This is a genomic window from Sulfuricurvum sp., from assembly GCF_041651515.1.
In the GTDB taxonomy this organism is placed as follows: domain Bacteria; phylum Campylobacterota; class Campylobacteria; order Campylobacterales; family Sulfurimonadaceae; genus Sulfuricurvum.
Map to the genome: position 1 here is coordinate 347,716 of NZ_JBAZJF010000002.1, position 25,460 is coordinate 373,175.

Sequence of the window (25,460 nt, forward strand, 5' to 3'; positions counted from 1 at the left end):
AATGTCATTTTCAGACATACTTGGAATCATAGGTATAGTAATAACAGTTATATTAGGAGTTGCAGGTATATATTTTGCAATACGTCGTACAAAATATCCGGCAAAAATCACATTCGTGCGAGAACAGTCAGTTACGTTATTAGAAGACTTTGCAAAGAAAATCCCAAATCTTACTTTATTGTATAAAGACACGCCAATTCAGAAAAATGTTATTTTGATTAGTGGTTATTTAGTAAATGAAGGTTCTGTAGATATAACTAAAGAGATGGTTGAACAGTCATTACGGTGCATATTACCGGGAGAATGTGCATGGATTGAGTTTAAAGTAACTTCCACAGCAAATGAGCTTCAAGTAGCAAGCTCTATTATTAATAAAAATAATGTTGAATTCCAACTCGGACTTTTTAGATGTAATGAATCTTTTTCATTCCAAGCATTGGCATCTTTAGATGAAAAATATGCAAATGAAAAAGTTGATATTTTTACAAACGACATATCTTGGGCACATAGAATCGCAAGTTTAGGAGAAATAAAAACAATTCAAATGCCTCAACAGCAAAGAAATAATTGGTTCCGAAGGAGTATACTATGGATCACTGGATTACTCTATTTTGCTCTGGGAATTATGTTAGTATTTCCGAATAATATAGTTGATAAATATGATGTTGAAATTTATAATAAACAATCAAAAACAATACTAGAAGCTAATGTAAAAGTTATTGGAGAAAGTTTTGATACAAAAACATTGAGTAATAAAGCAGGTCAATTAGAGATTAAAAAAATAGAACAACATGTTAAAGATTATAAATATTGGTTAGTTGCTTTAGGGACATTTGGAATAGCAATACTATTTTTATTTATAGCTGTGTATGATGAATATAGACGTTATAGAATAAAAACACTGATTTCAACTTCTTCAAAATTGCAATAAAGTAAAAGAGTGTAGGCTACTCTTTAAACCTCATTTCACTTTTTCACTCCTCCGTTTGTGCTATAATTTACCAAAATGAACAAAAGAGGGGGCGTGTATGAGTGAAAACGATATTATGAAAATCAGCGATACGATCATCCGCATCGCTCAACCCCAAAAACTCCTTTTATTCGGTAGCGGTGCGACGGGGACGATGAACAGCGAGAGTGATCTTGATTTTCTCGTCGTAACCGAGCATTGCAGTGATGAAGATGTGCAGGTGCGCCGTGAACTTTACCGCCAAAACGTCCGTATTCCTCTCGACATCATCTACGTTACACCCGAAGCGTTATCGGCGAAACTCTCGACCAATGATCTCGCGTTTAATGACCTTTACTATAACGCCAAGGTTATGTATGGGTAATACAACGGCGGCGAAGGAGTGGTTATCTTTCGCACACAAAGATGTAGAAGAGGCGATTCTTTTAGACAGAAACGATTTTTATACCGATAAGATCGGATTTTCGCTACAGCAAGCGTCTGAAAAATGTCTCAAAGCACTATTGGCATACGAGAATAAGAAGATTACAAAAGTACACGATTTGGTAGAGCTGTTGGCTGAGGTCGACAGTGTTTTAAAATTTGATGATTATGTCGAGACAATGACAAAGCTCAACGGATTTTACATCGCATCACGTTATCCAATGCCGATTATCTTCTCTCCCTCAAAAGAACAAACCAAAGCGTATATTGTAAAAACGCAGGAACTTTACGAGACAATCAAAAATATCTGCGCTTAAAATACCTCTTTAACCCGTCCCACTTCCCCGCTCATCAATCTCACCTTTATCCCGTGCGGATGGTTTGGTGATTTGGTGAGGATGTCACGAACGACCCCCTCGGTGAGTCTCCCTGTAGATTGATCCTCTTTGAGGACGATGCTCACCCGTTTGCCCGACATGATATTTTTTCGTTCTTTGCCGTCCATTATTTATCCTTAGTTGAGTAGTGTCAGTAATTCTTCGAGCGTTTTGATCCGATGCGCTGCCGCGCTGAAATTGTGACTTTCGGTAAATCGGTTGTGGACGATGACGCAATCGATTCCCGCCGCAACGGCGGAACGTAGTCCCCGCTCCGAATCCTCGACGATGATTGTTTCGTGTTTCTCTCCCCCAAGACGCTCCAATCCTAAGAGATACGGATCGGGGTAGGGTTTGGCACGGGGGTATTCTCCGCTGCAGAGGACGAACTCCATATAATCGGTTATCCCTCTGTCGGCGTGGATGAGGTCGAAATCGCATCGTAGGGCTGAGGTGACGATCCCCATCCGATAACGCTCTGAGAGCTCGGCAAGCACTTCTTTGACACCGGGGATAGCGATCTCTTCGGTGCGGAGATAGTGCTGATAGAGGTCGTTTCGGAGTGTGCGCCATTTGTCGGTTTCGCTGATCGGCACGCCCGCCTCTTCGGCGATCAAAAAGGCACTCTCTCCCGCGATCATAATGTCGCGGTAGCGATCCTCGCTCAGATGAAACCCTTTGGAGCTTAATATCTCGGCGCTGGCGGTGAAGTACCAGTACTCGGTATCGACGAGGACGCCGTCGTTGTCAAAAAGGATCTGTTTTTTCAACAGGCTAACACTTCGATAATATCTGTCCCCTTGGGGACAAGACATAAAAAGCTGTAGGTTTCATCTCCGAGTGTCTTATAGCTGTGGGGAACTCCTGCAGGGATGAGAAGAACATCTCCGGCACCCGCTTCAATGGTTCGGTCTCCGATGACGACTTCTGCCCGCCCGCTGAGGACATATTGCTCATGCTCTACCGTGTTGGTGTGCAGAGGCATATGACCGCCCGCATCGATGGTGAAATTACGCATGGCGAAGTTGGGGGATTCGTCGGGAGAGAGGAGCATTTTCATTGCTACCCCTTTGCCCGCTTTTTGGAGAGTCGGTTCAATGGTATCGATTTTTTTGTGGATGAACATAGTAGCCTCGTAACAGTAAAAGTGTGAAAGAGTAGCATAGAATCGGTTTCATTTTTCTATTTTGAGTGTACGATAGAGTAAACAATAAATTGGTTAGACTTCGAGTTAAAAAAGAGGCTAAATAAAATGGAATTTGGAAAATGGTTAAAAATAGGGGTTGTAACGTATATACTCGGAGCGAGCGCGGTGCATGCGAATGAAGCAAAAGCCGTTTATGATGTGACAAGCGGCGATAGTGCTAAAATCGAAAAAGAGATGATCAAAAGTATCAAAAATGTTACCGCACATTATAAGGGGCAGAATAAAGAGTTTAAGACGATAGTGGTCATTTCGGGTGATGCCTATAAATATTTTATCGAGGAGCTGGCAGAATCTCCCTATGCCACAGACAAAAGTGCTCTTGAGATACAGCCGAAATTCAGAGCGGTGTTTAAAGAGCTTAATGACGACTATCACGTGACATTCAAAATGTGTTCAGCAGGGATGAAAGCAAGAGGGATCAAGATGGAGACACTATATCCATTTGTCCATGCCGATGCGATAAAAGACGTTTATTTGATTGATGCGCAAAATGACGGGTATGCGTACATCCCCGTCCATTAACGGTTAGTCTCGAAGATTGAGCCAAGAGGGGGGATTGTCAAAGCACAATTCACTTTCGTGCCAGTCATTTTTTTCACCGTGTCGAGCGTGAAGTTTTCCATCGATAAGATGGTATTGTAATCCGGTGACATTGCTGGTGAGTTTTTTACCATGCTTTAGGGCGTCTAAAACGGCTTCTCTGCTTTCCATTGCGGTATCCTTTAAAATCGGTATCGATTACGTATGAAAGAGGGTGGAACGTTGATAATAATGCTGTCGAGGTAGTGCTGGAGATAGGAGGAATTCTGTTAAAACACTCTAGAGTATCTTAAAAGAAGTGTTTAAAGAGGTGGGCAGAATAAATTCTGCCCAAGCGGAGAGTTACAGTGCTGTAACGTTTTCTGCTTGTGGACCTTTATCACCTTGACCTACTGTGTAAGTCACTTTTTGACCTTCGTCAAGAGAAACACGGCCATAACCAGTGCTGTTGATTTGACGGAAATGTACGAATACATCTTTTCCGCCGTTATCTTGTTGGATAAATCCAAAACCTTTTTCGCTGTTGAACCATTTAACTGTTCCGTTTAGTACTTCTGCCATAATAGACCCTTTTTGTTGTTATACACTTCGTTGCCAAAGTGGTCGAAAATATAAAGTGGAGTATTCTTATGGTAGATCGTACTGTTAACTAAAAGGTCTTCAATAAAAAGCAAACCAAAGATGAAACTCTAAATCATCTTTCAATACCCGTATTATACCTGAAAAAAAACTTAATAGCAAGCTTTTTAGTTAAACCTTTGATTGAACCGTAATTTTAGTCGCTTCAAACAGTTCTGCCGCTTTTACAATCATCGGTTCTTTGAGGACATCGGAACCGTCAAACTCTTTGATACTGGTCTCGTCGCACTGGCTGACGCAGCTTCCTACCCCGATTTCAGCCTCTTCGACCATCGAGTCTGTTACTTCACTCGGAACTTCTACCGGCTCGGGAGGAGGAGGGGTTTTTGTGCACCCTTGTGAGCGAATTTGCGTTTCGATGCCGTAGACTTCGCGGACGAATTGGCGGATAATGCCGAAGCTGTTTTTGAGGAGCTCTTTATCTTCCCCTTCTGCACAGCTCTCCCAGGTCAGGGTAGGCTCTTCATAGGATAGAAAGGTGACGTTGCTCTCAAAACATTTTCCCAGATCAATGTTTCGGTCACGAATGCGCTCACAAAGCTGTTCGAATTGGGATTTTACCGGAACACTCTGTGTGACATGGATATGCATCGGTTCAGGAGCCGGGGTTTTAATCGGAGCTTCCTGATGTGGCGTGCGTGATTCGAGCGATTCGATCATCTCGTCTATCTCTTTGATTTTCAACGCTTCGATCATTTTGAAGAGGGCGAGCGAAAGGACAAATCCGCCGTCGGCATTGATAGTAAAAAGAGTTTTTGCATCGCTGAGTATTCGAAAAAACCGCTCGATAACAAGCGGACTGAACCGGTGATCGCTCTCATAGAGGCGTTCTTTGAGATAGGCGATCAGTTCATCGACTACCATCTCCGCTTCATAGGCTTCAAGTTCTTTAAGCATGAGGGTCAACGCATGACGGTCTTTGGCAAATACCGATCCAAAAAGGGTATCAATGTAGGCAGGATCGAGCAGTCCCAGCATATCGGCAACGGTTTTGACATCGACGAACCCTTTGGAATAGATGATCGCCTGATCGAGAAGGGTGAGGGTGTCACGCAGACTTCCTGAACCGCTCCGTGCCAAAATATCGAGGGCTTCGTTTTGAAACTCAATTTTCTCCAAATGGAGAATATGGGTCAAATGGTGGACGATGTTTGGGTGGCTGATCCGTTTAAAACGGAAATGCTGCGTCCGGCTGAGTATCGTCGGAGGGAGTTTGAGCGGATCGGTGGTCGCGAGGATAAACTTCACATACGACGGCGGCTCTTCGAGGGTTTTAAGGAGGGCATTATGCGCCTCTTTGGTAAGCATGTGTACTTCATCGATGATGAAGATTTTTACGTTTGCGCTGGCCGGGCGGTATTTGGTATGCTCGATCAAATCGCGGATGTCGTCGATTTTACGGCTTGATGCGGCGTCCATTTCGATAATATCGATATGCCGTCCCTCATTTGCCATCACACAGTGGCTGCACACATCGCAGGGTGCGGAAGTGGGGCCGTTTTCGCAGATGAGTGATTTGGCAAAAATACGTGCCGTCGAGGTTTTACCCGAACCGCGCAATCCGGAGAAAAGGTAAGCGTGCGAAAGTCGTCCGGTATCGAGAGCGAGGGAGAGGGTTTGAGAGATACTCTCTTGCCCGATGAGCTCTTCAAAACGACGAGGCCGATATTTTAAGGCTAAAACCTCAGATACGCTCATAATGTCTCTCCTAACCATATTTTGGCGGTACGACGAAGACCCTCCGGATTTTCAGAGGCGAAAAATTTACATTCGGTATGCTCATAACGTGTTGTAAAGTCGTAATGCTTTTCCAGATATTCGACGATTGCTTCACCCGAATGGATCAGGGTGCTTTTCCCTTCAAAATAACGCTCAATTGCTCCGGAGATAAGGGGAAAGTGGGTACATCCGAGAATAATAGCGTCGGGAGTCGTGTTTAAATCACCGAAATAATGGTGTAAAACACTCTCAAGTACTTCCCCCTCGTACAACCCCTCTTCGACGATAGGGACGAGAAGCCCCGTCGCTTTCGCATTGAGGTTGTTATAGCCCAACTCGTTAAGCCCTTTTTCATACGCTCCCGATTTGACGGTTGCTTTGGTTCCGAGGATCAGGATAGAGGCGTCGGTATCGGCAATCGCATTTTTGAGGGCTAGTACACCCGGCTCAACCACACCGATTACATCGTATTCGCTGTGCAGACGCATCTCATCAAGGGCATACGCGCTGACGGTATTGCAGGCGGTGATGAGGAGATCGATGTCAAAGTTTTTGAAAAATTCGAGAGCTTCGAGGGAGTATCGGATAATCGTGTTCTGATCTTTAACCCCGTAAGGGACGCGGGCGGTATCACCGAAATAGATGATCTCTTCGAAAAGTTTGTGCTCCAGCAGAGACTTGACAACGCTCAAGCCTCCGACACCGCTATCAAAGACTCCGACTCTCATTGCTTTAACCGTCGTTCATGCTATCGAGAAACTCGATATTGCTTTTGCTTTTGAGCATGGTGTTGTAGAGGAATTTCAATGCTTCGACTTCGTCTTCTTGTTTATGCAGCATAGAGCGAAGGACGAATACTTTTTGGAGTACATCCGGTCCCAAAAGGAGTTCCTCTTTGCGGGTACCCGATTTGAGGATATCGATCGCCGGGAAGATACGGCGATCAGAGATTTTGCGGCTGAGGACAACTTCGGAGTTACCGGTCCCTTTGAACTCTTCGAAAATAACTTCGTCCATACGGCTCCCCGTATCGACAAGGGCGGTAGCGATAATCGTGAGACTTCCGCCGTTTTCGATGTTACGTGCCGCACCGAAGAAACGTTTCGGTTTGTGCAGAGCGTTGGCATCAACTCCCCCTGAGAGGACTTTTCCTGAGCTTGGGGTAACGGTGTTGTAGGCACGGGCAAGTCGGGTGATCGAGTCAAGGAGGATCACGACGTCTTTGCCCAACTCAACGCGCCGTTTTGCACGCTCAATTACCATTTCGGCTACTTTGACGTGATTTTTTGCCGGTTCGTCGAACGTAGAGCTGTACACTTCCCCTTTGACGGAGCGCTCCATGTCGGTTACCTCTTCGGGGCGTTCATCGACGAGGAGAACCATCAGTTCCACTTCGGGGTGGTTGCTGGTGACCCCGTGGGCGATCTCTTTCATAAGTTCTGTTTTACCGGATCGCGGAGGTGCAACGATAAGACCGCGTTGCCCTTTACCGATCGGAGAAAACAGATCCATCATACGGCCGGTCAGTTTGGTCGGCTGGTATTCGAGTTTGATTTGCTCTAATGCATAGAGGGGGGTAAGGTTTTCGAAGAGAGGACGTTTTTTAGACTCTTCGGGCGGGAGGTAGTTGATCGCTTCGACTTTGAGGAGGGCGTAATAGCGCTCCTGATCTTTGGGCGCACGTACTTGACCCGTAACGATATCCCCGTTACGAAGGGCAAAGCGCCGGATTTGGGTGCTGGAGACATACGCATCGTGTAATGAGTCGCTAAAGCTTTGATCCACGGCACGTAAAAATCCGTAACCGTCTTGCATAATCTCCAAAATTCCCGTAAAGAGGATGAATCCCCCTTGCTGTACTTGGGTTTTGAGAATTTCAAAAATGAGGTCTTGACGTTTCAGCTCATTCGGGTCTTCGATGTTTAGAGAGGTAGCAATCTCTAATAGATCTTCGAGCTTTTTAGTCCGAAGTGCTTCAATAGTAAACCCTTCTACAGGGATGTGGGTACGGTTTTTTGAGTTATTTCGAGGGGTTTTTGAGGTTTCGCTCATTCGTGAAATGCCTTAAAGTGTGTGGATTTAATCGGCGAGATTTGGGTGAGATGTCATTGACAGGTCATTTATGTTTGTTAGCGACATTATAAACTATCGCTTGGCAGGTTGTCAAGGATGGAAAAAGTGTGAACGGTTTTTGCTATAATTGAATTCAAGTAATAAAAAAACATATTTTTGAAAAAGGTTTCATTTGTTCGATTTTTTAAAAAAGAAAACCGAAGTCATCATCGAAGTTGAGACGGTTGTGGAAACTCCCAAAGATTTTACCAATTCGATCGGAATGGAGTTTGTTTATATTGACGGCGGAGAGTTTACGATGGGACGGAACCCTCAGCATAACGAGGGAGGTGACGTCGAATCCCCTCACCACTCCGTTACCTTAGGGGGATTTTGGATTGCCAAATACCCCGTTACGCAGGAACAGTATTTTAAACTGACCCGCGTAAACCCCTCCTATTTTAAAAACGACAAAGTGGAAGAGGAGAGCTCCCGCCGCCATCCGGTCGAGCAGGTGAGTTGGTTTGATGCCAAAGCGTTTGTTGAATTACTCAATCGTTATGAGGGGAAAAGCCGTCTTTATGCACTCCCTACCGAATCCCAATGGGAATATGTGGTGAAAGCGGGGGGAAACACCCGCTTTACGTTCGGCGACTCCGAAGCACTTTTGGACGATTATGCTATTTATGAGTACAGCTCTAACGGCCGGACGGGTGTTGTAGGGGGAAAAACCCCTAATCGTCTCGGTATTTATGATTTGATCGGCAATGTATGGGAGTGGTGTGAGGATGACTTTTTTGCCAATTATATAGGTGCTCCGATCGACGGTTCCCCTCGCATCGGCGGAAGTGAGGGGGAGTCATTTAAAGTACGGCGCGGCGGAAGCTACAAAACCGGGTATATGTGTTTGCGCAGTTCGTTTCGCGGTTACTCACGCCCCGATTTTGTCTCTAATGATCTTGGATTTAGACTGGTTATTAACGGGAATCCGCTTCAGTAAACTCTCCGCTCTCGTAGAGCCATTTTCCCTCAACCTTCAAAAAACGGCTTTTCTCTATGAGAGAGCCATGATCAAGTATCGCTTCAAAGCTCACATACGCGACCTCTTCTCCATCACTATACTCACGGATCTTTAACCCTAAAAAACGGGTGTTTTGAGAAAACTCCAAGATGCTTTTTTCCCAATTCTCTTTATGCTTCGTATAATCGGAGTTGTTTGGATGGGTAGTCTCCATAATATAATCGGCTAGATTCAGGGCGAAAGCACTGTATCTCGAACGCATCAGTTTTTGTGCGTCGGAGGGGAGTATCCCTTTGTGATAGGGGTGACAGCACTGCTTGTATTTTTTGCCGCTGTGACATGGGCAAGGTGTATTGGGTGATAGTTTCATAACCGTATAATAATTCAATAACACTTATTTTTGTTAATCAGGATGACATAAGTGTGAAGTATGTACTCTACAGTGTAAAGAAAATCAAGGTTGTGATTATGTCTTATTATATTTGGCTTATCTTGGGGGTCGCGGCTCTTGTCGTTGAGATGCTATTGCCGACCTTTTTCGCGATGTTCGCGGGGGTGGGATTTTTAGCTGCCGCCGCAGTGGCTTTTTTACTCCCCTCATCCCTTTTCGCTCAGGTGCTGATTGCATCGTTGTTTATGATTATCGGAGCTATTGTCTTTCAAAAGCGGCGGATAGGTAATGACGAGGAAGACCCGATCGGAACACACAATGAATTTATAGGGATAAAAGGGATGAGTTTAATGTCACTTTCTCCCAATACTGAAGGGGAAGTGGAACTGTATGAACCTGTGGTAGGTGCACGACGTTGGTTGGCACTTTCACAAAGTGGGGAAATAGATCCGCATGTTGAAATTCGAATCGTTCAACTTCGCGGTAATACGCTGATAGTAGAAAAAATTTAAAAGGATTTCGTATGGATGCAAGTATTGTTTTTTCATTCGTTTTGGTTGTTGCGGTGGTGTATACCCTCTCTCAGATGGTACGGATCGTTCCGCAGGGGGAAGAGTGGGTTGTTGAGCGGCTGGGTAAATACCATACGACGCTGTTGCCGGGATTGCATCTGCTCATCCCCATTGTCGATATTGTTGCTTATCGAATTGTGACGAAAGAGTTGATTCAGCAAACGCGGGAACAAGAGGTCATTACCAAAGACAATGCCGTCGTCATCATCAGTGCTGTTGTGTTTTACCGGGTGACCGATCCGGGGAAAGCGTCGTACTCGATCAGCAATTTCGAGAGCGCGGTTGCCAACATGACCATGACGACACTGCGTGCCGTGATCGGGGGGATGACTCTCAATGAATCCCTCTCGCAGCGTGATGTCATCAAAGCAGAGGTCGCAGGAAAAATCCGTGATTCATTGAGCGGATGGGGGCTGACGCTGGGTAATCTGGAAGTTCAGGATATCCGTCCTAGCCCGAATCTTCAAGAGGCGATGGAGCGTCAAGCGGCGGCGGATCGTGAACGCGAAGCGGCAATTTTGATTGCGGACGGGCAAAGACGAGCCGCCATTGCTCAGGCCGAAGGGCAGAAGCAGTCGGTTATTTTGCAGGCGGAAGGGAGATTGGAAGCGGCAAAACTTGAGGCTCAGGCCAAAGTGGAATTGGCCGAAGGGGATCGCAAGTCAATGGTAATCGTTGCACAAGGATTTGCAGGCGGCGAAGCCTCTCCTCACTATCTTCTTGCGCAACGTTATATCGACAGTGTGAAAAATTTGAGTGAGTCGGCAAGCTCTAAAGTGGTATTCATGCCTGCCGATTGGCAGCAAAGTTTGACGGGTGCCGTCGGAGCATTAGGGTATTTGGGGAGAGCTTTAGGGGAGAAAAAATAGGGCAATCTGCCATTTTTTTTAGCCGCTAAGGGGAAATTGTTATAATGGTTAAAAAAGTTGATGGTCATGATACTTGAAATTCTTCTCCCTTTAGCCCTTATAGCCGCTCTCGCAGCCACAGGAGCGTGGATCCGCTCCCGTCAGGAACTCTCCGTTCTCCAGTCTCAATCCCTTCAACTTCAAGAGATGATGAACAACGAGCATACGCTACGACTCGAATCCCAAAGCAAACTGGAAACACAGCGGAACGAATACCATACGCTTGAGCGCGATTTCGCGGTGCTTCACACAAGACATGAAGAGTCAGCGCGTGCTTTTGAGGAGAAAATCCGTTTGCTCGATGAAGCGAAACTGCAAATGAAAGTACAGTTTGAGCAGTTGGCGTCACAGATATTTGAACAAAAAGCGAAAACATTTGATGAAGCCCATACCAAAGGGCTTGACCTTCTCCTCAAACCGTTCCGCGAACAAATTACCCAATTTGCGACCCAGAGCAAAGAGCAGTTTATTCACGATGCGAAAGAGCGCCAAAGCATCAAAGACGAAATCCTCCGCCTCAAAACCCTCAACGAACGGCTAAGCCAAGATGCGATCAATCTGACCCAAGCGCTTAAGGGAGAGAACAAAACTCAGGGGAACTGGGGAGAGATCGTGTTGGAACGTATTTTAGAGGAATCGGGACTTCGCGAGGGGCATGAGTATGAAACCCAAAATACTTACAGCGATGAAGAGGGGAAAAAGTTCCGTCCCGACGTCATCGTCCATTTGCCGCAAAATAAAGATATCATTATCGATTCAAAAGTCTCTCTGGTGGCGTACGATGCGTTTATCCGAGCCGAAAACGATGAAGCGCGTGCCCATGCCCTCAAACAGCACCTCCTCTCGATTCATGCCCATATAAAAGGACTGAGCGGCAAACGGTACGAACAGCTCAGTGGCGTGCGGACGCTTGATTTCGTCCTCCTCTTTATGCCGATCGAGGGGGCGTTCCTTCTCGCGCTGGAGCAGGACAATACTTTCTTCAAAACAGCGTATGAGCAAAATATCGTCGTCGTCTCTCCCTCCACTCTTCTCGTGACACTCCGCACCATCGAGCATATCTGGCGAAGCGAATACCAAGAACGCAATGCCAAAGCGATTGCCGAATCGGCCGAAGCACTGTACGAAAAACTGGTAGCGTTTGTGGAAGATATGGAGAAAATCGGTGAGCAGATCGGACGCACCCAAAAAAGCTATGAGGGGGCGATGAACAAGCTCTCTACCGGAAAAGGGAACTTGATTCGTCGTGTGGAATCGATGCGGAAACTGGGATTGAAGCCGAAAAAGATGCTTCCCTCCTCGTTGATCGAGGGGGAAGAGGAAGAGATTTTATAAGTGCGGAATCTTTACTTTAGAGTTTAACAACGCTCCGATGAGTATCATCAGGGCGAGCACCCCCATCCATCCGATAAATCCTGACCCCAACCATACGAGCCACAAAAGAATCGCTCCTAGCGGTGTCGGAACTCCCGTAAAATGTTTCGCTACTTCTCCGACATCGGCATTAATATTAAACTGAATAAGACGGCGCAGACCGCTGATGACGTAATAGATCGATGCAATAGAGGCGATGATGAGGGGGATTCCTTCAAGATGGGTATAGACTCCCTGAAAGATAAAGAATGTCGGGACAAGGACGAAGCTGAGAAAGTCGGCGAAGGAATCGAGCTGAATGCCGAATTCATTGGAGAGGCCATATTTACGTGCAATTTTCCCATCAAAAATATCGAATGCTCCACCCATCCATGCTAAGACAACGGCAATAATAAATTTTTCTTGGGTAATAAAATAGGTGGCGAGAAGACCGCAGGTGATATTTGCCATGGTTACTAAGTTGGCAAGATTAAAGTGACTGGTTGAACGCCATAAGAATTGCATCGGATTCCTGTTTTTTTGTGGAATTATAGCTAACCCTTAAGGAGGATTGTCAAGTAAGGTCTAATTTGAGAATGATTGTCAATTGTTCGTGCTATAATTTTACAATAACAATGACGATTGGTTTGAATTATGAATAAAGATACGATGACACTTTTGAGCGCATGCAGTAAAGGGGGGGTGGCAACCGTGGTAAAGATTAACGCTACTGGCCCTTTGAAGCAGCGGCTTATGTCGTTTGGATTAATGAAAGGTTCTGAGGTTAAAATGCTCGAATGTTCCCCTACAAAAAGTACGTTTGAGATCAAAGTAGGGAGCGTGAGTTTGGCATTGCGCAAAGAAGAAGCGGAGTTAATCGAGGTGAGCAATGTCCGATAATTCAGAGGTATGTCATCTCGATGGCAAAAAACTTAAAATTGCCCTCGTAGGTCAACCCAATGTCGGTAAAAGTATGCTGATAAACTCAATCGGCAATGCACGGCTGCATGTCGGGAATTTTACCGGAGTAACGGTCGAGAAGACCGAAGTGTTATTTGAATACAACGGATATCATTTCACCGTCGTCGATCTCCCCGGAACGTACGCCTTTACCGATTATTCGATTGAAGAGCGGGTAACGCACGAGTTTTTGACCAATGAAACGTACGATTTGATTATTAATGTTCTCGATTCGACCAATATGGAAAAGAACCTTCAACTCACTGCCGAGCTTATGACGATGAGCAAAAAACTGGTGATTGCTCTCAATATGAGCGATGAAGCGGATCGCGAGGGGATCGAGATCAATGCCCCTTATTTATCTCAGTTATTAGGGATCCCTTGTGTCCGCGTTTCTGCGGCAGCCAAGACAGGTTTGGATACCCTGATGCATGCTGTGATAAAGGTACACGAAGAGGTATATCAGGAACAAAAATTGATCTTTAGCGAAGCGGTCGAAGAGGAGATTACTCTCTTGAGCGATTATCTAAATCGCCATCGTTTCAAAGCGGCTATTTCCAACCGTAACATCGCCATTAACCTTTTGCAGCAAGAGAAAAAAACGTATCGCACCCTGCATAAAAATCCGATTTGGACTGAATTACAACCGATGTTGATCGAAGCGGATCACCATATAGCACTGCACCATGACACCGAAGATGTCAAGGAAATTTTTGCGGAGGAGTATCTTGCATTTAATCGGGGTATTATTGCCGAAACACTCAAAGTTAAACCGAAAACGGTTGAGCAAAAGACGACAACGGAAAAAATCGATGCGGTTTTAATCCACCCCTTTTTCGGGATACCCCTCTTTTTATTTTTTATGTGGTCGCTGTTTCAGCTCACATTTGAGATCGGAAGTATTCCGATGGACTGGATCAGTGCTTTTTTCGGCTGGTTCGGGGGAGTGGTCGGTGCGACGATACCCAATGAGGCGTTTCGTTCATTGGTCGTGGATGGTGTGATTGCAGGGGTAGGGGCAGTTGTCCTTTTTATCCCTAATATTGTTATCTTGTTTGTAGGAATTGCCTTGTTGGAAGCGACGGGATATATGTCGCGGGTCGCTTTTTTACTGGACGGATTTTTTCACAAGTTCGGGTTGCACGGACAATCGTTTATCCCTCTTGTTACGGGATTCGGGTGTTCTATCCCTGCCTATATGTCGGCGCGGATTCTTAAAAATGACCGTGATCGTCTTTTGACCCTTTTTGTGATCGGGTTTATGAGCTGTGGTGCGAGACTTCCCGTATATGTTCTGTTTACGGGGGCTTTTTTCGGACCTGAAATGGCGGGAAATGTATTATTCGGTATTTATATCCTAGGGGCAATGATCGGTTTGGTCGCGGCTAAAATACTTAAAATCACTGCATTCAAAGGGATTGATGAGCCGTTTGTTATGGAGATGCCCAAATACCGCCTCCCTTCATTTAAATTGATTTGGCATACGGTATTGACGAAAACCATGATGTACCTTAAAAAAGCAGGGACGTTTATCGCCGCTGCATCGTTATTGGTCTGGTTTTTGAGCACCTATCCGAAAAATGGAGAGTTGGAGAGACAATTTACCCATAAAATCGAAATGGCCGCTTCTCAATCTGAGATAAAAACACTTCAAAATCAATTGGCCGAGGAACAGCTCTCTCAGAGCTTCTTAGGACGCATCGGACATGTTATTGAACCGGCCTTTGCGCCACTGGGATTTGATTGGAAAATGGCGGTAGCTCTGCAGACGGGATTGGCGGCAAAAGAGGTCGTCGTATCGACGATGGGGGTGCTCTATTCACTGGGGAGCGATGCAACGGAGGCCAATAATTCACTGATCAACGCAATTCACGATCACATCCCGTTTGCCTCTGCGGTAGCGTTTATTGTGGTTATTATGACCTATCTGCCGTGCTTGGCGGCATCGGTCGTCTTTACCCGTGAGGCGGGGGGGATTAAATATTTTGGCTATTTATTTATTTTTACGACTACGGTTGCGTATACCCTCGCATTCATTGCCTATCACGTTACTTTGTGGCTGAGTTAAAAAAGGTGTATAATTATCAAAAAAGGAGTTAGGAAATGGTAGCGTACCGAGAAATCGTTAGCACGACCGCTGATAGACAACATGTCATCGATATACTCCAAGAGATGAACGTCAAGAGTGAAGTGATTATTATTCCATTGGAAGATGACATTAAATCTCTCAAAAATCTTCAACAAACGTCTATGTCTGCAACGTGGGACAATGATGAGGACAAGGCGTGGGATGAGCTGTAAAGTCGGCGATATCATCCTGATCTCTTTTCCCTACACCGATTTACTTTCCGCTAAAAAAAGACCCGTCCTCGTTGTCAAAAATGAGAACGAATATGGGGATATCGTCTGTTTTCAGATCACTTCAAACGTCAAACAAAGCAATCTTTTTGAAATTCATTCTGATGATCTTTCAGAGGGAGAATTAAAACTTCGCTCGTTTGTCAAATACGATAAATGTTTTACGATCTCGACCCAAAATGCCGATAAAAAACTCGCTCAAATCAATCTTGCTAGCTTAGAAAAAATCAAAAAACACTTTTGCGATGAAATCTTCTAATCCATAAAATCAAAACATAATAAGGCTCTCTATGAAAATACTCTTTTTTTTACTCCTAACACTGTTTTTTGCAACGATTGGTTTTGCGGAAGTTTCACATCAATCGGACAAAACCAATAAAAAAATTGAAAAAATCGAAGAGAAGTTAGATACGACAAAAGAGGAGCTCACAAAATACACGCAAATTACTGAAGACACAAAAGAAAGAGTGGGTGACATTAGTAGTAGTGTGGATAGATTTACGACAGCATTGAGTATCTTTGGAACACTAGTAACAATTGTTTTGATCTTTGTGGCATGGTCTTCAAGAAATAGTGCTATTTCAGAAGCAAAAAATACAGCACAAGAAGAGGCGCAAAAACAGTTTGATAAATGGGTAAAGGAAAAAGCAAAAGACTTCGCAGAAAAAGAAGTACATTTTGAAAAAATTATGAATGATAAAATCAAACTCTTTGAAGATAATGTTGATGTCAAAACGATACAAATCATGTTTGAAAATGCTGTTGGATATGGTAGGAATAAACAATATACCGAAGCCCTAAAAAGTTATGATGAGATAATACGCAGTTATGCAAAAAGTCAAAATGAGACGATTAGCGTAAAAGTTGTAATGTCGATATTTAATAAAGGAGTTACATTAAGTGAAATGGATAAAACTGACGAAGCAATCAAAATTTATGATGAACTAATTTCTACTTATACTGATTCTAAAATAGATGAAATTATAGAGTCAGTAGCTATAGCAAAAATCAAGAAAGGGATTACATTAGGTCAACTGAATAAACCTGACGAAGCGATCAAAATTTATGAGAAATTTATCACAACTTATAAAGACTCTAAAATAGAGCGGATTAGGGAGGTATTAATACTCGCTATACAAAATAAGCTTGAAATTGAAGTTATCTTAGATAAGCCTATTTCTGATGATAAGATATTGTTAGAGAAATTGAATCAAACATCTAAAGATATGGCAATTATCGATATGCTTCTTCTCCTTCAAAATGCCAAAACGTCTCTACAAGATTCAGAATTGCAGTCATGGTTAGAAAAATATAAAGATGTAAAATATTCAGGATGGGGCTTTGATGAACTTTACAGATGGATTGAGAGGGCAACTGATGGTGAAGAAGTAAAACAAAGAATCCGAAGCTATATCGAGACATTTAAGACCCATTTGCATCGGGCGTAAATGGCAGGCATTAGGAAACTATTAACCCTCCCTGAGTTACAATACCACTATGAGTAAAATATTAATGATAGAAGACGATCTCGAACTTGCCGAGATATTGACCGAATTTTTAGAGCAGTACGATTTTGAAGTGACGACGGAAGACGATCCGTTTAAAGCGCTTAGTATCCTCAAGCTTGAAAAGTTTGATGCGGTCATTTTGGATTTGACGTTGCCGGGGATGGACGGACTCGAAGTGTGTGAAGCGATTCGTGCACGTCAGAATATTCCGATTATTATCTCTTCGGCACGCTCCGATGTCACCGATAAAATTAATGCACTGGAATTGGGTGCCGATGATTATCTTCCAAAACCCTATGACCCTAGAGAACTCGAAGCGCGTATTCACTCCGTTTTACGCCGCTACGATGCCGCTTCCGTTGCCGCTTCCGAGAGTGCGTGCGATTTCAAATTGAATGAATCGGCGATGCAGATCAGCTACAAAAACCGTCCATTAGAACTTACCAATGCCGAATACGGAATTTTGGCACATATGATCAAAAAACAAGGGATGGTCGTTTCCAGAGAAGATTTGATCCATAATGTTGCAGCGATCAACGAAGATTCGTCAAACAAAAGTATTGACGTGATGATGGGACGAATCCGAAACAAAATCGGAGATAAAACTCTTGTCGAATCGATCCGAGGCATTGGCTATAAATTACTGAAATGAAAAGAGTGATTTTGAATATTCTCTGCCCGAACAGGGTAAGCTTTAGTGCCTCAGCGGCTAGCGTAGCCCTAAAATGGTAAAAAACAACGCCGTTCTTGCTACCGTCTTATTTGCTTTTGTTGTGACTGTGGCGAGTGTAAGTACCACTTTCTATCAGCTCTATGAGATAAACCGCGCAAAACATATTGACAGTATATTTGCTAAACACTCGCTAATTGCCCAAATTTATCATACGTACCTTCTCAAACAAATTTCTCAGCCGATGTTCGAGGCCAATTTGGCTTTGTATGATTTGTATGAAGTGCGTGAGGGAGATAAATATAAAAGGATTACAGGGGGGGGCGATTTATTAAAGCAAGAGGGGAAATCGTCTCAGGATTTTGATAATAATCTTTTATCAGATGCCCCGTATGCACAGATTATGGTAAGTCCGATCGCATCCAAAATGATCGAGTATCAGGGAAAAATTTATTTTTTAGTTGAATCGACCCATAATGCGGTTTTACTGGAAGATCGGGGGATTGAGTCGTATAATCCGGTAATTCTACTCTCAGCATACTTTACATTACTCTCTGTTTTGTTGATCTCCTTTGCCCTCATTATCCATCGGCTTAGGCCTCTTCGCCGTCTTCGGAAACAAATTGCCCGTTTCGGTGAGGGGGACATGGGGGTCTCTTTTCGGACATCGGGGAGCGATGAGATCGCTTTGATCGCCAATGAACTCGATACAACCCAAAATAAAATTCGCTCTCTTATCGAATCACGGACCCTTTTTTTACGTAATATTATGCATGAGCTTAAAACACCGATCGCTAAAGGGCGTATTGCCGCCACGATGCTGAGTGAAGAGAAACAGCAGGGGCGTTTTTTAGGAATATTTGAGCGGCTTGAATCGTTGATTGGCGAGTTTGCCCTGATTGAAGAGATCACGTCGGGTAATCAGCATCTGGAGAAAAACGAGTATCGCCTTATCGACATTATCGACGGAGCGATCGACAGTGCGATGGTGGAATACGATTCGGTGAGTTCTGATATAGATGCGTCGGTAAAAATCGAAGTTGACTATCGATTATTTGTGACAGCGGTGAAAAATCTGATTGACAATGCCATTAAATATTCTCCCGAAAAAAAGATGTCGATATCGATGGAAAACAATGAGATTGTTTTTACCAATTTTGGCCCCCCACTTAAAAAACCGCTCTCGTATTACATCGAACCTTTTACAAAAGATCAGCCGACAAAAGACAGCTTCGGACTGGGACTTTACATTGTTGATGCGATTTTAAGAGAGCATGATTATATACTCGCTTATGAGCGTCGAAACGATCTAAACTGCTTTATTTTTGTACCTGTAAAACCTACCAAGAGGAGTATTAGATGAAAGAGATACTGATCAGCAATGACGACGGATACGAATCTCCGGGTCTTTTAGCACTTATAGAAGCATTACGCGATTTGGCTCATATCACGGTTGTCGCCCCCTCTACCGAAAAGTCGGCATGCGGACATTCCCTCACTCTGACCCGTCCGCTCAGTTTTATCAGTGTCGGGGACGATTTTTATAAACTTGATGACGGGACGCCGAGCGATTGTGTCTATCTCGCCCTTCACTCGCTGTTCGAAGAGCGTAAACCGGATCTTATTATTAGCGGAATCAATAAAGGTTCCAATATGGGGGAGGACATCACCTACTCCGGAACGGCGGCAGCGGCGATGGAGGGGGTATTGCAAGGAGTCCCCTCTATTGCAATATCGCAAGTGATGGATTTCACACAGCCGATGGGAGATTTCGCATTGGCTTCCAAAGCAATACGGGTACTTGTCGAAAAAATATTTGCAGGTGATTTTCCCCTGAATGAGCGGGAATTTTTAAATGTTAATGTCCCTTATGATATTGATACTTTGGAGTTCGCGGTTACCTATGCCGGATATCGTTATTACGCTAACGATGCCCATTTGCACCGAAATCCAAGAGGGATGGAATATTACTGGCTTGGGCTTCACCCGCTTGAATTTAAACCTCGGGATAATCGCAAATCATTGTGCGATTTTGAGGCGATAGAGCAGGGGATGGTGTCGCTTACCCCGGTCAAGCTGGATATGAGTGCGTACAAATCGATGGAAAAATTGCGAGGATGGCTGTGAGGCATACCCGCACCCGTCTTGTGTTCGGCGAAGAGAATTTTGAAAAATTTTCGAATGCCAAAATACTCCTTCTCGGAGTCGGAGGAGTCGGGAGCTTTTGTCTCGACTGTCTTTACCGCTCAGGGGTACGTGATATTACGATTATCGATTTTGACCGCTATGATGTTACGAATCAGAATCGCCAAATGCACTCCGAAATGCATGAAGGGGAACTGAAAGTCGAAGCGCTGAAAAGCCATTATCCTGAAGTGGTCGCAATAGCCGAAAAAATAACCCCTGAATGGGTCGAAGCATTTGATTTTGAACCCTATGATCTGATTCTTGATGCGATCGACGATATGCGCGCCAAACTCTCCCTCATCCAAAAATGCTATCCCAAACTCATCTCCTCGGTCGGCTCCGCCAAACGGCTTGATCCGACCAAGATCGAAGTGCGCTCCATCTGGAAAACGGAAGGGGATCCCTTTGCCTCTAAAATCCGTAATGAACTGCGTAAGCGAAAATTTAAAGGCGATTTTAGCTGTATTTGCAGTTCTGAACTCCCTCGAATTAAAGAAAAAGGGAGCTTCGTCGCCGTAACCGGAGCCTTCGGATTAGCTATGTGCTCATTGGCACTGCGACGAGTTTCCTTGTAATCTCTCTGTGACACAACCGTTTTATACTTCTGCTTATGGAACCATTGCACACCCTTTATCATCGCTATCTTGAAGTCCTCGATATCGCGTTTCAACCGATTGTTGATATCCATTCAGGAACTATTTACGGAGTCGAAGCGTTGCTTCGCGGAACAGACATTTTGGGATTTGAATCGATTCATTCCTTTTTTGATTCCCTATTTGAAGATAAAGTCCTCTATACGTTCGATGTTCGACTTCGGGAAAAAGTGATCCAAAAATTTTGTATGATTCCCGAATACGAAAACTTGAAACTTTTTTACAACTTGGATAATCGTCTTTTGGAAATGGCTAATTTTTCCAAAGGAAATACCTCGAAGATACTTCGCCGCTATAAACTGGATCATAAAGCGATTGTATTTGAACTTTCGGAACGTAATGAGATTGGTGATATGGCTCATTTTACCAAATTAATGCAGCACTATGATCATGAGGGATTCAGCGTAGCGATTGATGATTTCGGTGTCGGTCAATCAGGATATAAGCTCCTCTACCACTGCACTCCCGATATTATCAAAATCGATCGTTTCTTTTTAACCGATATTGATAAAGATTCCAAGAAGAAGCTTTTGGTTCGCCACATTGTTCAGTTGGCGACATTAATGGGATGCCGTGTTATTGCCGAGGGGGTGGAGACTGAGCGGGAACTGTTGGTGTGCAAAGAGGTAGGATGCCATTTGGTGCAGGGGTATTTTGTTCAGCGTCCGACGTTGCAGTGCAATGAGATAGTTCAAAAATATCTTCATATAAGCGGTGAATTTTTAGTGGATAAACGGGCGAAGAGTGATCAAAATATTATTCTTAAACGGCTTGAGCCTTTAAAGCCGGTGGTTATCGGGGAGTCGATGGAATCATTGCTCGATTTACTTAAAAAAGAAGATGAGATGTTTATGGTTCCTGTTGTCGATGCTCAGCATCAACCGATGGGGATTATCCACGAACATCGTCTTAAGTCGGTTATCTACTCTCCCTATGGACGTTCACTCATCCAAAATAAGTCATCGAATCTTTCGATACTCGAAACGTATATCGAACCGATTCCCGTTGTCGATTTGACAATGCCGTTGGAGACGATGGTTGAGCTTTTTTCCCTCTCGCAAAATGCACCGGGAATTTTGGTCGTAGAGTCCTCCAAATACATCGGTTATTTAAGCGCACGTGTGATGATCGAGGTTATCCATGAACGCAGTCTGATTCGGGCACGCGATGAAAATCCATTGACCCATCTGCCGGGCAATTTTATGATCAACGAGTATATCGCCCACACGTTTGAGACCAAAAATGAGACGGTGTTGTGCTATTTTGATTTTGACCATTTCAAACCCTATAATGACTATTACGGATTTCGCAACGGTGATCGGGTCATTTTGCTGTTTGCCGATTTGATGCACAAAGCGGTCTCTCAAGATTATTTCAAAGGACACATCGGCGGAGATGATTTTTTTATGGGAATTACCCTTAGTGAAACCAATACCTTTGAGCGGGTATGCGGTGAAATAGAGTCATTGATCCGAAAGTTTAGTGATGATGTGCGTGAATTTTACGATATCAAGGATCGTGAACGAGGGTGTATTATTGCCGAAGATCGGGAAGGAACCTCCCGTGAATTCAAGCTTCTTGGGGTGAGTTCTGTTGTTATCCGTGTTGGAAGTGCATCCACTATCAACTCTCCCGAACATTTGCATCGCGTCTTTGCAATCGAGAAAAAAACGGCTAAAAAAGCATCCAATCATATGAGTATCATCGATATGTGACCCCATCCTCGCGAGAGGTTTGGTATAATGCTCTACAATTATTTTTGGAGTGTAATGTGGAGCAAAAAGAACCCATGACCAAATACGGCTTTCAGCGTCTCTCCGATGAGCTGAATACCCTCAAAAACGTCGATCTTCCCGCCGTTAATGTCGAAATCGAGCGTGCCAAAGAGTACGGTGATCTCAAAGAAAATTCCGAATACCATGCAGCACGTGAAAAGCAAGCTTTTATCGGCACCCGTATCGCAGAATTGGGTGAAGTTATTTCGCGAGCGCAGATCGTTGATCCCAGTGAACTTGAACACGCTCGCATCAGTTTCGGCTCTACCGTTGTTTTAAACGATTTGGACAAGGATGAAGAGGTTACCTATACGATTGTCGGCGGATGTGAAAGCAATCCGGCTCAGGGTTTAATCTCGTTTAACTCTCCCTTGGCGAAACAGCTTTTAGGGCGTGAAGAGGGGGATGAGGTAAGTGCCAAACTTCCCGGAGGTGTTAAGCATTTTGAGGTTTTGGAAGTGAAATATCAGGAGATCGTGTTTGAATCTCATTAACGTCGGAATTATCGGTGTCAGCGGCTATACAGGGCTTGAACTTGTTAAAATGCTCGTGGAACATCCGATTTTTACCCTCACCTATTGTGCGAACACCGAAGGCGCTACCTCCCTGTCCGAACTTCACCCTTCGCTTTTGGGTGTGTGTGATTTGGCGGTTGAAAAGGTCGATTTGGACCAAGCTGCGTCATCGTGTGAACTTGTTTTTTTAGCCTTACCTCATAAGACGGCTATGAACACGGCTCGCGGGCTGCTTGAACGGGGGGTAAAAGTAGTTGACCTCTCCGCCGATTATCGTTTGAGTCAAGAAAATTATGAAACGTTTTATTGCGAGCATGAAGATATAGAGAACCTTTCCCATGCCGTCTATTCGATTCCTGAGCTTCATGGAGATGTCGCCGCCGGCGCACGTTTAATCGCCAATCCAGGATGCCATGTTACCGCGAGTCTGATGGCTCTTGCCCCCTTTTTAAATCATATAGACCTCTCTCATCCTATATTTATTGATTCAAAAACCGGTGTTTCAGGTGCAGGAAAATCGTCTACGTCAACGGTGCATTATGTGAGTGTCAATGACAATATCAATTGTTACAATATTATTAAACACCGTCATGCCCGGGAAATTGAACAGCATGCCAGCACCTTATGCGCTCATGAAGTAAAAGTAACGTTCGTCCCTTCTCTCGTTCCGATGACTCGTGGGATGTTGGCATGTGTATATGCGACACTTAAAACCGATTGCAATCCGGGAGAAGTGATTGAAAATTTTTATGCGGATAAGCCTTTTGTCCGTCTGCGTAATGCACCGCCTCATACAAAAATGACTTCCGGAACCAATTTTGCCGATCTATTTGCGACCCGTCACGGCAACGCCTTGGTCGCCATGTGTGCGATTGATAATCTTATGCGGGGAGCCAGTTCGCAAGCATTGGTCAATGCGAATATCATGATGGGACTTTCGGAGACTATGGGAATTCCCAAAATCGCTTATGTCCCTTAACCCGTTTATTCTAAAGGATGGGGCAATTTTTATTGCTGATGCCCACTATGCTCCATGGCGTCCTCCCTTCTTTGATTTTTTGCGTGCGGTTGATAAGGGAGAGATTCAAACAGCGCAATTGATTTTAATGGGAGACGTTTTTGATCTTCTTTTCGGTGACGTAGATGCCACGTTAACTCTTAACCATGACGCCATTACCCTGTTAAATACGTTGGCAACTCGTATGGAGATCCTCTATCTTGAGGGGAATCATGATTTTCGCCTGCAATCTGTGTTCCCCAATATACGGGTTATTACCCGCGCTCATCAGCCCTTTAACGCAGTGTACAACAATCAGACCATTGCCCTTTCTCACGGAGATACCTTTATGGGATTTGGGTATGGTCTTTATACTGCTATCATCCGTAATCGGGTTGTTTTAAAGGTACTGAATCAGTTGGATCAATGGAGGGGGAATTTTATTGTTAAGCGGCTTATTGTAATGATGAAGGGTAAACACCATTGCAACGCTATTGAGAATTTTTCACAGTTGATCCATAAACGTTTGAACCAATACACGGGAAAAAAGCCTGATGTGTTGATCGAAGGGCATTTTCACCAAAACAGCTCTTTTGAGGTATTGGGGAGAGCGTACATCAACCTTGGCGCTTTTGCTTGTAACGAAAGATATTATACTGTACAATCATCTCACAATACGATAGTTTTAAAAGAAGCTTTCTTGTCTAAGGAGCCCCGATGAAGGGACAGAACGATGTGTTAAAGATCGGATCCAATGAGATGGAATTGGTCGATTTTCGTATATTTAAGCGCGAAGGGGATGAAGTATACGAGGGAATATACGGAATCAATGTCGCGAAAGTACGTGAAATTATCCGATTTCCGAAATTAACAGAATTACCAGGTGTTCCACCGTTTATTGAAGGAATCTTTGATTTGCGCGGAGTGGTGATACCGGTGGTAAATTTGGCTAAATGGATGGGCGTTGATGCACCTGAGGGGGTAGACAAAGAGTCTCGGGTCATTATTACCGAGTTCAATAATATTTTGATCGGATTTGTCGTCCATGAAGCGAAACGGATTCGCCGTGTGAACTGGAAAGACATTGAACCGGCTTCATTTCTCTCCGGCGACGGCGGATTGGACGGATCAAAAATTACCGGAGTCACCCGTATCGAAGATGACAGCGTATTGCTGATTTTAGATTTAGAGGGGGTCGTGCAGGAGTTGGGACTCTATCAACCTTCTCACGGCAAGCTTGAAGCGGGAAAATATAATTTCAGCGGTCTTGTTTTATTGTTGGATGACAGCGGGACAGCACGCCGTATTATTAAAGATGCGTTAGAGCAGATGGGGTTCAATGTGATCGAAGCGACGGATGGTCAGCAGGGGTTACAAATTTTGGAAGATCTATACCGAAATTACGGAGATGATCTCCCCTCTAAACTCCGCCTTATCGCTTCGGATATCGAAATGCCGTTAATGGACGGTTTTCATTTTGCGGCACAAGTTAAAGCGGACAGTCGCTTTAAAATGATACCGATTGTCTTTAACTCCTCTATCAGCGACCATTTTAGTGAACTTCGCGGGTTGGATATGGGAGCAGAGGCATATTTGGTCAAGTTTGATTCTAATTTATTTTACGATGAAGTGGCACGTGTTGTACGTGCTCATATTGAATAGGGG

General features: G+C 44.2%; 32 protein-coding genes. 22 read left to right on the forward strand and 10 right to left on the reverse strand.

Translation table 11 applies throughout. The annotated features are described in order from the left end of the window. Position 1 precedes the first annotated feature (1 nt). From WC407_RS04925 to WC407_RS04935, 3 genes are all read left to right on the forward strand, one after another. The gene (locus WC407_RS04925; RefSeq protein WP_373021459.1) at positions 2–931 is read left to right on the forward strand and encodes a hypothetical protein; all 930 of its coding nucleotides are present in this window, start codon (positions 2–4) and stop codon (positions 929–931) included. Between the two features lie 97 nt (positions 932–1,028). Then, entirely contained in the window at positions 1,029–1,334 is a 306-nt protein-coding gene (locus tag WC407_RS04930; RefSeq protein ID WP_373021460.1) for a nucleotidyltransferase domain-containing protein, read from the forward strand. Further along, positions 1,327–1,710, forward strand: coding sequence for a HEPN domain-containing protein (locus WC407_RS04935; protein WP_373021461.1), 384 nt, complete (start codon positions 1,327–1,329; stop codon positions 1,708–1,710). The genes WC407_RS04930 and WC407_RS04935 overlap by 8 nt, the downstream gene beginning before the upstream one ends. Here WC407_RS04935 and WC407_RS04940 read toward each other — a convergent pair. The 3 genes from WC407_RS04940 to WC407_RS04950 are packed head-to-tail and all read right to left on the reverse strand — an operon-like array spanning position 1,707 to position 2,896. Further along, positions 1,707–1,898 (reverse strand): YwbE family protein, encoded by a 192-nt coding sequence (locus WC407_RS04940; protein ID WP_294870613.1) that lies wholly within the window; start codon positions 1,896–1,898, stop codon positions 1,707–1,709. The two genes, WC407_RS04935 and WC407_RS04940, sit on opposite strands and share 4 nt — an antisense overlap. A gap of 9 nt (positions 1,899–1,907) precedes the next feature. Further along, on the reverse strand, positions 1,908–2,540 hold the full coding sequence (locus tag WC407_RS04945; RefSeq protein ID WP_373021462.1) for an HAD family hydrolase: 633 nt from the start codon (positions 2,538–2,540) through the stop codon (positions 1,908–1,910). Next, positions 2,537–2,896 carry a cupin domain-containing protein gene (locus tag WC407_RS04950; protein ID WP_373021463.1) on the reverse strand — a complete coding sequence of 120 codons (360 nt, stop codon included), beginning with the start codon at positions 2,894–2,896 and terminating at the stop codon, positions 2,537–2,539. The genes WC407_RS04945 and WC407_RS04950 overlap by 4 nt, the downstream gene beginning before the upstream one ends. 126 nt (positions 2,897–3,022) lie before the next feature. Between WC407_RS04950 and WC407_RS04955 the strand changes: the two genes are divergently transcribed. Beyond that, a complete protein-coding gene (locus WC407_RS04955) occupies positions 3,023–3,499 on the forward strand; it encodes a DsrE family protein (protein ID WP_373021464.1) in 477 nt (158 codons plus the stop codon). A gap of 3 nt (positions 3,500–3,502) precedes the next feature. Here the strand turns inward: WC407_RS04955 and WC407_RS04960 are convergent, their stop codons facing one another. The 5 genes from WC407_RS04960 to rho form a co-directional block, all read right to left on the reverse strand. Further along, the gene (locus WC407_RS04960) at positions 3,503–3,688 is read right to left on the reverse strand and encodes a hypothetical protein (protein WP_373021465.1); all 186 of its coding nucleotides are present in this window, start codon (positions 3,686–3,688) and stop codon (positions 3,503–3,505) included. Positions 3,689–3,859: 171 nt separating this feature from the next. Continuing rightward, positions 3,860–4,078, reverse strand: coding sequence for a cold-shock protein (locus WC407_RS04965; RefSeq protein ID WP_295051972.1), 219 nt, complete (start codon positions 4,076–4,078; stop codon positions 3,860–3,862). Positions 4,079–4,267: 189 nt separating this feature from the next. Then, positions 4,268–5,854 carry a DNA polymerase III subunit gamma/tau gene (locus WC407_RS04970; protein ID WP_373021466.1) on the reverse strand — a complete coding sequence of 529 codons (1,587 nt, stop codon included), beginning with the start codon at positions 5,852–5,854 and terminating at the stop codon, positions 4,268–4,270. Then, complete coding sequence (gene murI, locus WC407_RS04975; protein WP_373021468.1) at positions 5,851–6,603, reverse strand: glutamate racemase; 753 nt, start codon at positions 6,601–6,603, stop codon at positions 5,851–5,853. The genes WC407_RS04970 and murI overlap by 4 nt, the downstream gene beginning before the upstream one ends. 4 nt (positions 6,604–6,607) lie before the next feature. After that, a complete protein-coding gene (gene rho / locus WC407_RS04980) occupies positions 6,608–7,927 on the reverse strand; it encodes a transcription termination factor Rho (RefSeq protein ID WP_373021469.1) in 1,320 nt (439 codons plus the stop codon). Between the two features lie 193 nt (positions 7,928–8,120). Between rho and WC407_RS04985 the strand changes: the two genes are divergently transcribed. Next, positions 8,121–8,927: a formylglycine-generating enzyme family protein gene (locus tag WC407_RS04985; protein WP_373021470.1), complete on the forward strand. Its 807-nt coding sequence runs from the start codon at positions 8,121–8,123 to the stop codon at positions 8,925–8,927. Here the strand turns inward: WC407_RS04985 and WC407_RS04990 are convergent. Continuing rightward, positions 8,905–9,318: a YchJ family protein gene (locus tag WC407_RS04990; protein ID WP_373021471.1), complete on the reverse strand. Its 414-nt coding sequence runs from the start codon at positions 9,316–9,318 to the stop codon at positions 8,905–8,907. The two genes, WC407_RS04985 and WC407_RS04990, sit on opposite strands and share 23 nt — an antisense overlap. Positions 9,319–9,416: 98 nt before the next feature. Between WC407_RS04990 and WC407_RS04995 the strand changes: the two genes are divergently transcribed. From WC407_RS04995 to WC407_RS05005, 3 genes are all read left to right on the forward strand, one after another. Next, positions 9,417–9,851, forward strand: coding sequence for an NfeD family protein (locus WC407_RS04995; protein ID WP_373021472.1), 435 nt, complete (start codon positions 9,417–9,419; stop codon positions 9,849–9,851). A gap of 11 nt (positions 9,852–9,862) precedes the next feature. After that, positions 9,863–10,780 carry an SPFH domain-containing protein gene (locus WC407_RS05000; RefSeq protein WP_373021473.1) on the forward strand — a complete coding sequence of 306 codons (918 nt, stop codon included), beginning with the start codon at positions 9,863–9,865 and terminating at the stop codon, positions 10,778–10,780. Between the two features lie 66 nt (positions 10,781–10,846). Next, positions 10,847–12,154, forward strand: a complete 1,308-nt coding sequence (locus tag WC407_RS05005; protein ID WP_373021474.1) for a DNA recombination protein RmuC — start codon at positions 10,847–10,849, stop codon at positions 12,152–12,154. Here the strand turns inward: WC407_RS05005 and WC407_RS05010 are convergent. After that, positions 12,149–12,697 carry a phosphatidylcholine/phosphatidylserine synthase gene (locus WC407_RS05010; protein WP_373021475.1) on the reverse strand — a complete coding sequence of 183 codons (549 nt, stop codon included), beginning with the start codon at positions 12,695–12,697 and terminating at the stop codon, positions 12,149–12,151. The genes WC407_RS05005 and WC407_RS05010 overlap by 6 nt on opposite strands. A gap of 129 nt (positions 12,698–12,826) precedes the next feature. Between WC407_RS05010 and WC407_RS05015 the strand changes: the two genes are divergently transcribed. From WC407_RS05015 to WC407_RS05080, 14 genes are all read left to right on the forward strand, one after another. Then, positions 12,827–13,072: a ferrous iron transport protein A gene (locus tag WC407_RS05015; protein ID WP_373021476.1), complete on the forward strand. Its 246-nt coding sequence runs from the start codon at positions 12,827–12,829 to the stop codon at positions 13,070–13,072. Then, complete coding sequence (gene feoB / locus WC407_RS05020; protein WP_373021477.1) at positions 13,062–15,200, forward strand: ferrous iron transport protein B; 2,139 nt, start codon at positions 13,062–13,064, stop codon at positions 15,198–15,200. Before WC407_RS05015 ends, feoB begins: the two co-directional genes overlap by 11 nt. A 35-nt stretch (positions 15,201–15,235) precedes the next feature. Next, complete coding sequence (locus WC407_RS05025) at positions 15,236–15,433, forward strand: hypothetical protein (protein ID WP_373021478.1); 198 nt, start codon at positions 15,236–15,238, stop codon at positions 15,431–15,433. Next, a complete protein-coding gene (locus WC407_RS05030; RefSeq protein ID WP_373021479.1) occupies positions 15,423–15,749 on the forward strand; it encodes a type II toxin-antitoxin system PemK/MazF family toxin in 327 nt (108 codons plus the stop codon). The genes WC407_RS05025 and WC407_RS05030 overlap by 11 nt, the downstream gene beginning before the upstream one ends. A gap of 31 nt (positions 15,750–15,780) precedes the next feature. After that, positions 15,781–16,938 carry a tol-pal system YbgF family protein gene (locus WC407_RS05035; protein ID WP_373021480.1) on the forward strand — a complete coding sequence of 386 codons (1,158 nt, stop codon included), beginning with the start codon at positions 15,781–15,783 and terminating at the stop codon, positions 16,936–16,938. A gap of 49 nt (positions 16,939–16,987) precedes the next feature. After that, positions 16,988–17,650 (forward strand): response regulator transcription factor, encoded by a 663-nt coding sequence (locus tag WC407_RS05040; RefSeq protein ID WP_373021481.1) that lies wholly within the window; start codon positions 16,988–16,990, stop codon positions 17,648–17,650. Between the two features lie 73 nt (positions 17,651–17,723). Further along, the gene (locus tag WC407_RS05045; RefSeq protein ID WP_373021482.1) at positions 17,724–19,031 is read left to right on the forward strand and encodes an ArsS family sensor histidine kinase; all 1,308 of its coding nucleotides are present in this window, start codon (positions 17,724–17,726) and stop codon (positions 19,029–19,031) included. Further along, the gene (gene surE, locus WC407_RS05050; RefSeq protein WP_373021484.1) at positions 19,028–19,795 is read left to right on the forward strand and encodes a 5'/3'-nucleotidase SurE; all 768 of its coding nucleotides are present in this window, start codon (positions 19,028–19,030) and stop codon (positions 19,793–19,795) included. Before WC407_RS05045 ends, surE begins: the two co-directional genes overlap by 4 nt. Beyond that, a complete protein-coding gene (locus WC407_RS05055) occupies positions 19,792–20,430 on the forward strand; it encodes a ThiF family adenylyltransferase (protein WP_373021488.1) in 639 nt (212 codons plus the stop codon). Before surE ends, WC407_RS05055 begins: the two co-directional genes overlap by 4 nt. A 35-nt stretch (positions 20,431–20,465) precedes the next feature. Then, a complete protein-coding gene (locus WC407_RS05060; RefSeq protein WP_373021489.1) occupies positions 20,466–22,223 on the forward strand; it encodes a GGDEF domain-containing protein in 1,758 nt (585 codons plus the stop codon). 56 nt (positions 22,224–22,279) lie between these two features. Then, entirely contained in the window at positions 22,280–22,777 is a 498-nt protein-coding gene (gene greA, locus WC407_RS05065; RefSeq protein ID WP_373021490.1) for a transcription elongation factor GreA, read from the forward strand. Continuing rightward, on the forward strand, positions 22,764–23,777 hold the full coding sequence (gene argC, locus WC407_RS05070; protein WP_373021491.1) for an N-acetyl-gamma-glutamyl-phosphate reductase: 1,014 nt from the start codon (positions 22,764–22,766) through the stop codon (positions 23,775–23,777). The genes greA and argC overlap by 14 nt, the downstream gene beginning before the upstream one ends. Further along, positions 23,767–24,516 carry a UDP-2,3-diacylglucosamine diphosphatase gene (locus tag WC407_RS05075; protein WP_373021492.1) on the forward strand — a complete coding sequence of 250 codons (750 nt, stop codon included), beginning with the start codon at positions 23,767–23,769 and terminating at the stop codon, positions 24,514–24,516. The genes argC and WC407_RS05075 overlap by 11 nt, the downstream gene beginning before the upstream one ends. Beyond that, complete coding sequence (locus tag WC407_RS05080; RefSeq protein WP_373021493.1) at positions 24,513–25,457, forward strand: chemotaxis protein; 945 nt, start codon at positions 24,513–24,515, stop codon at positions 25,455–25,457. Before WC407_RS05075 ends, WC407_RS05080 begins: the two co-directional genes overlap by 4 nt. Positions 25,458–25,460 lie beyond the last annotated feature (3 nt).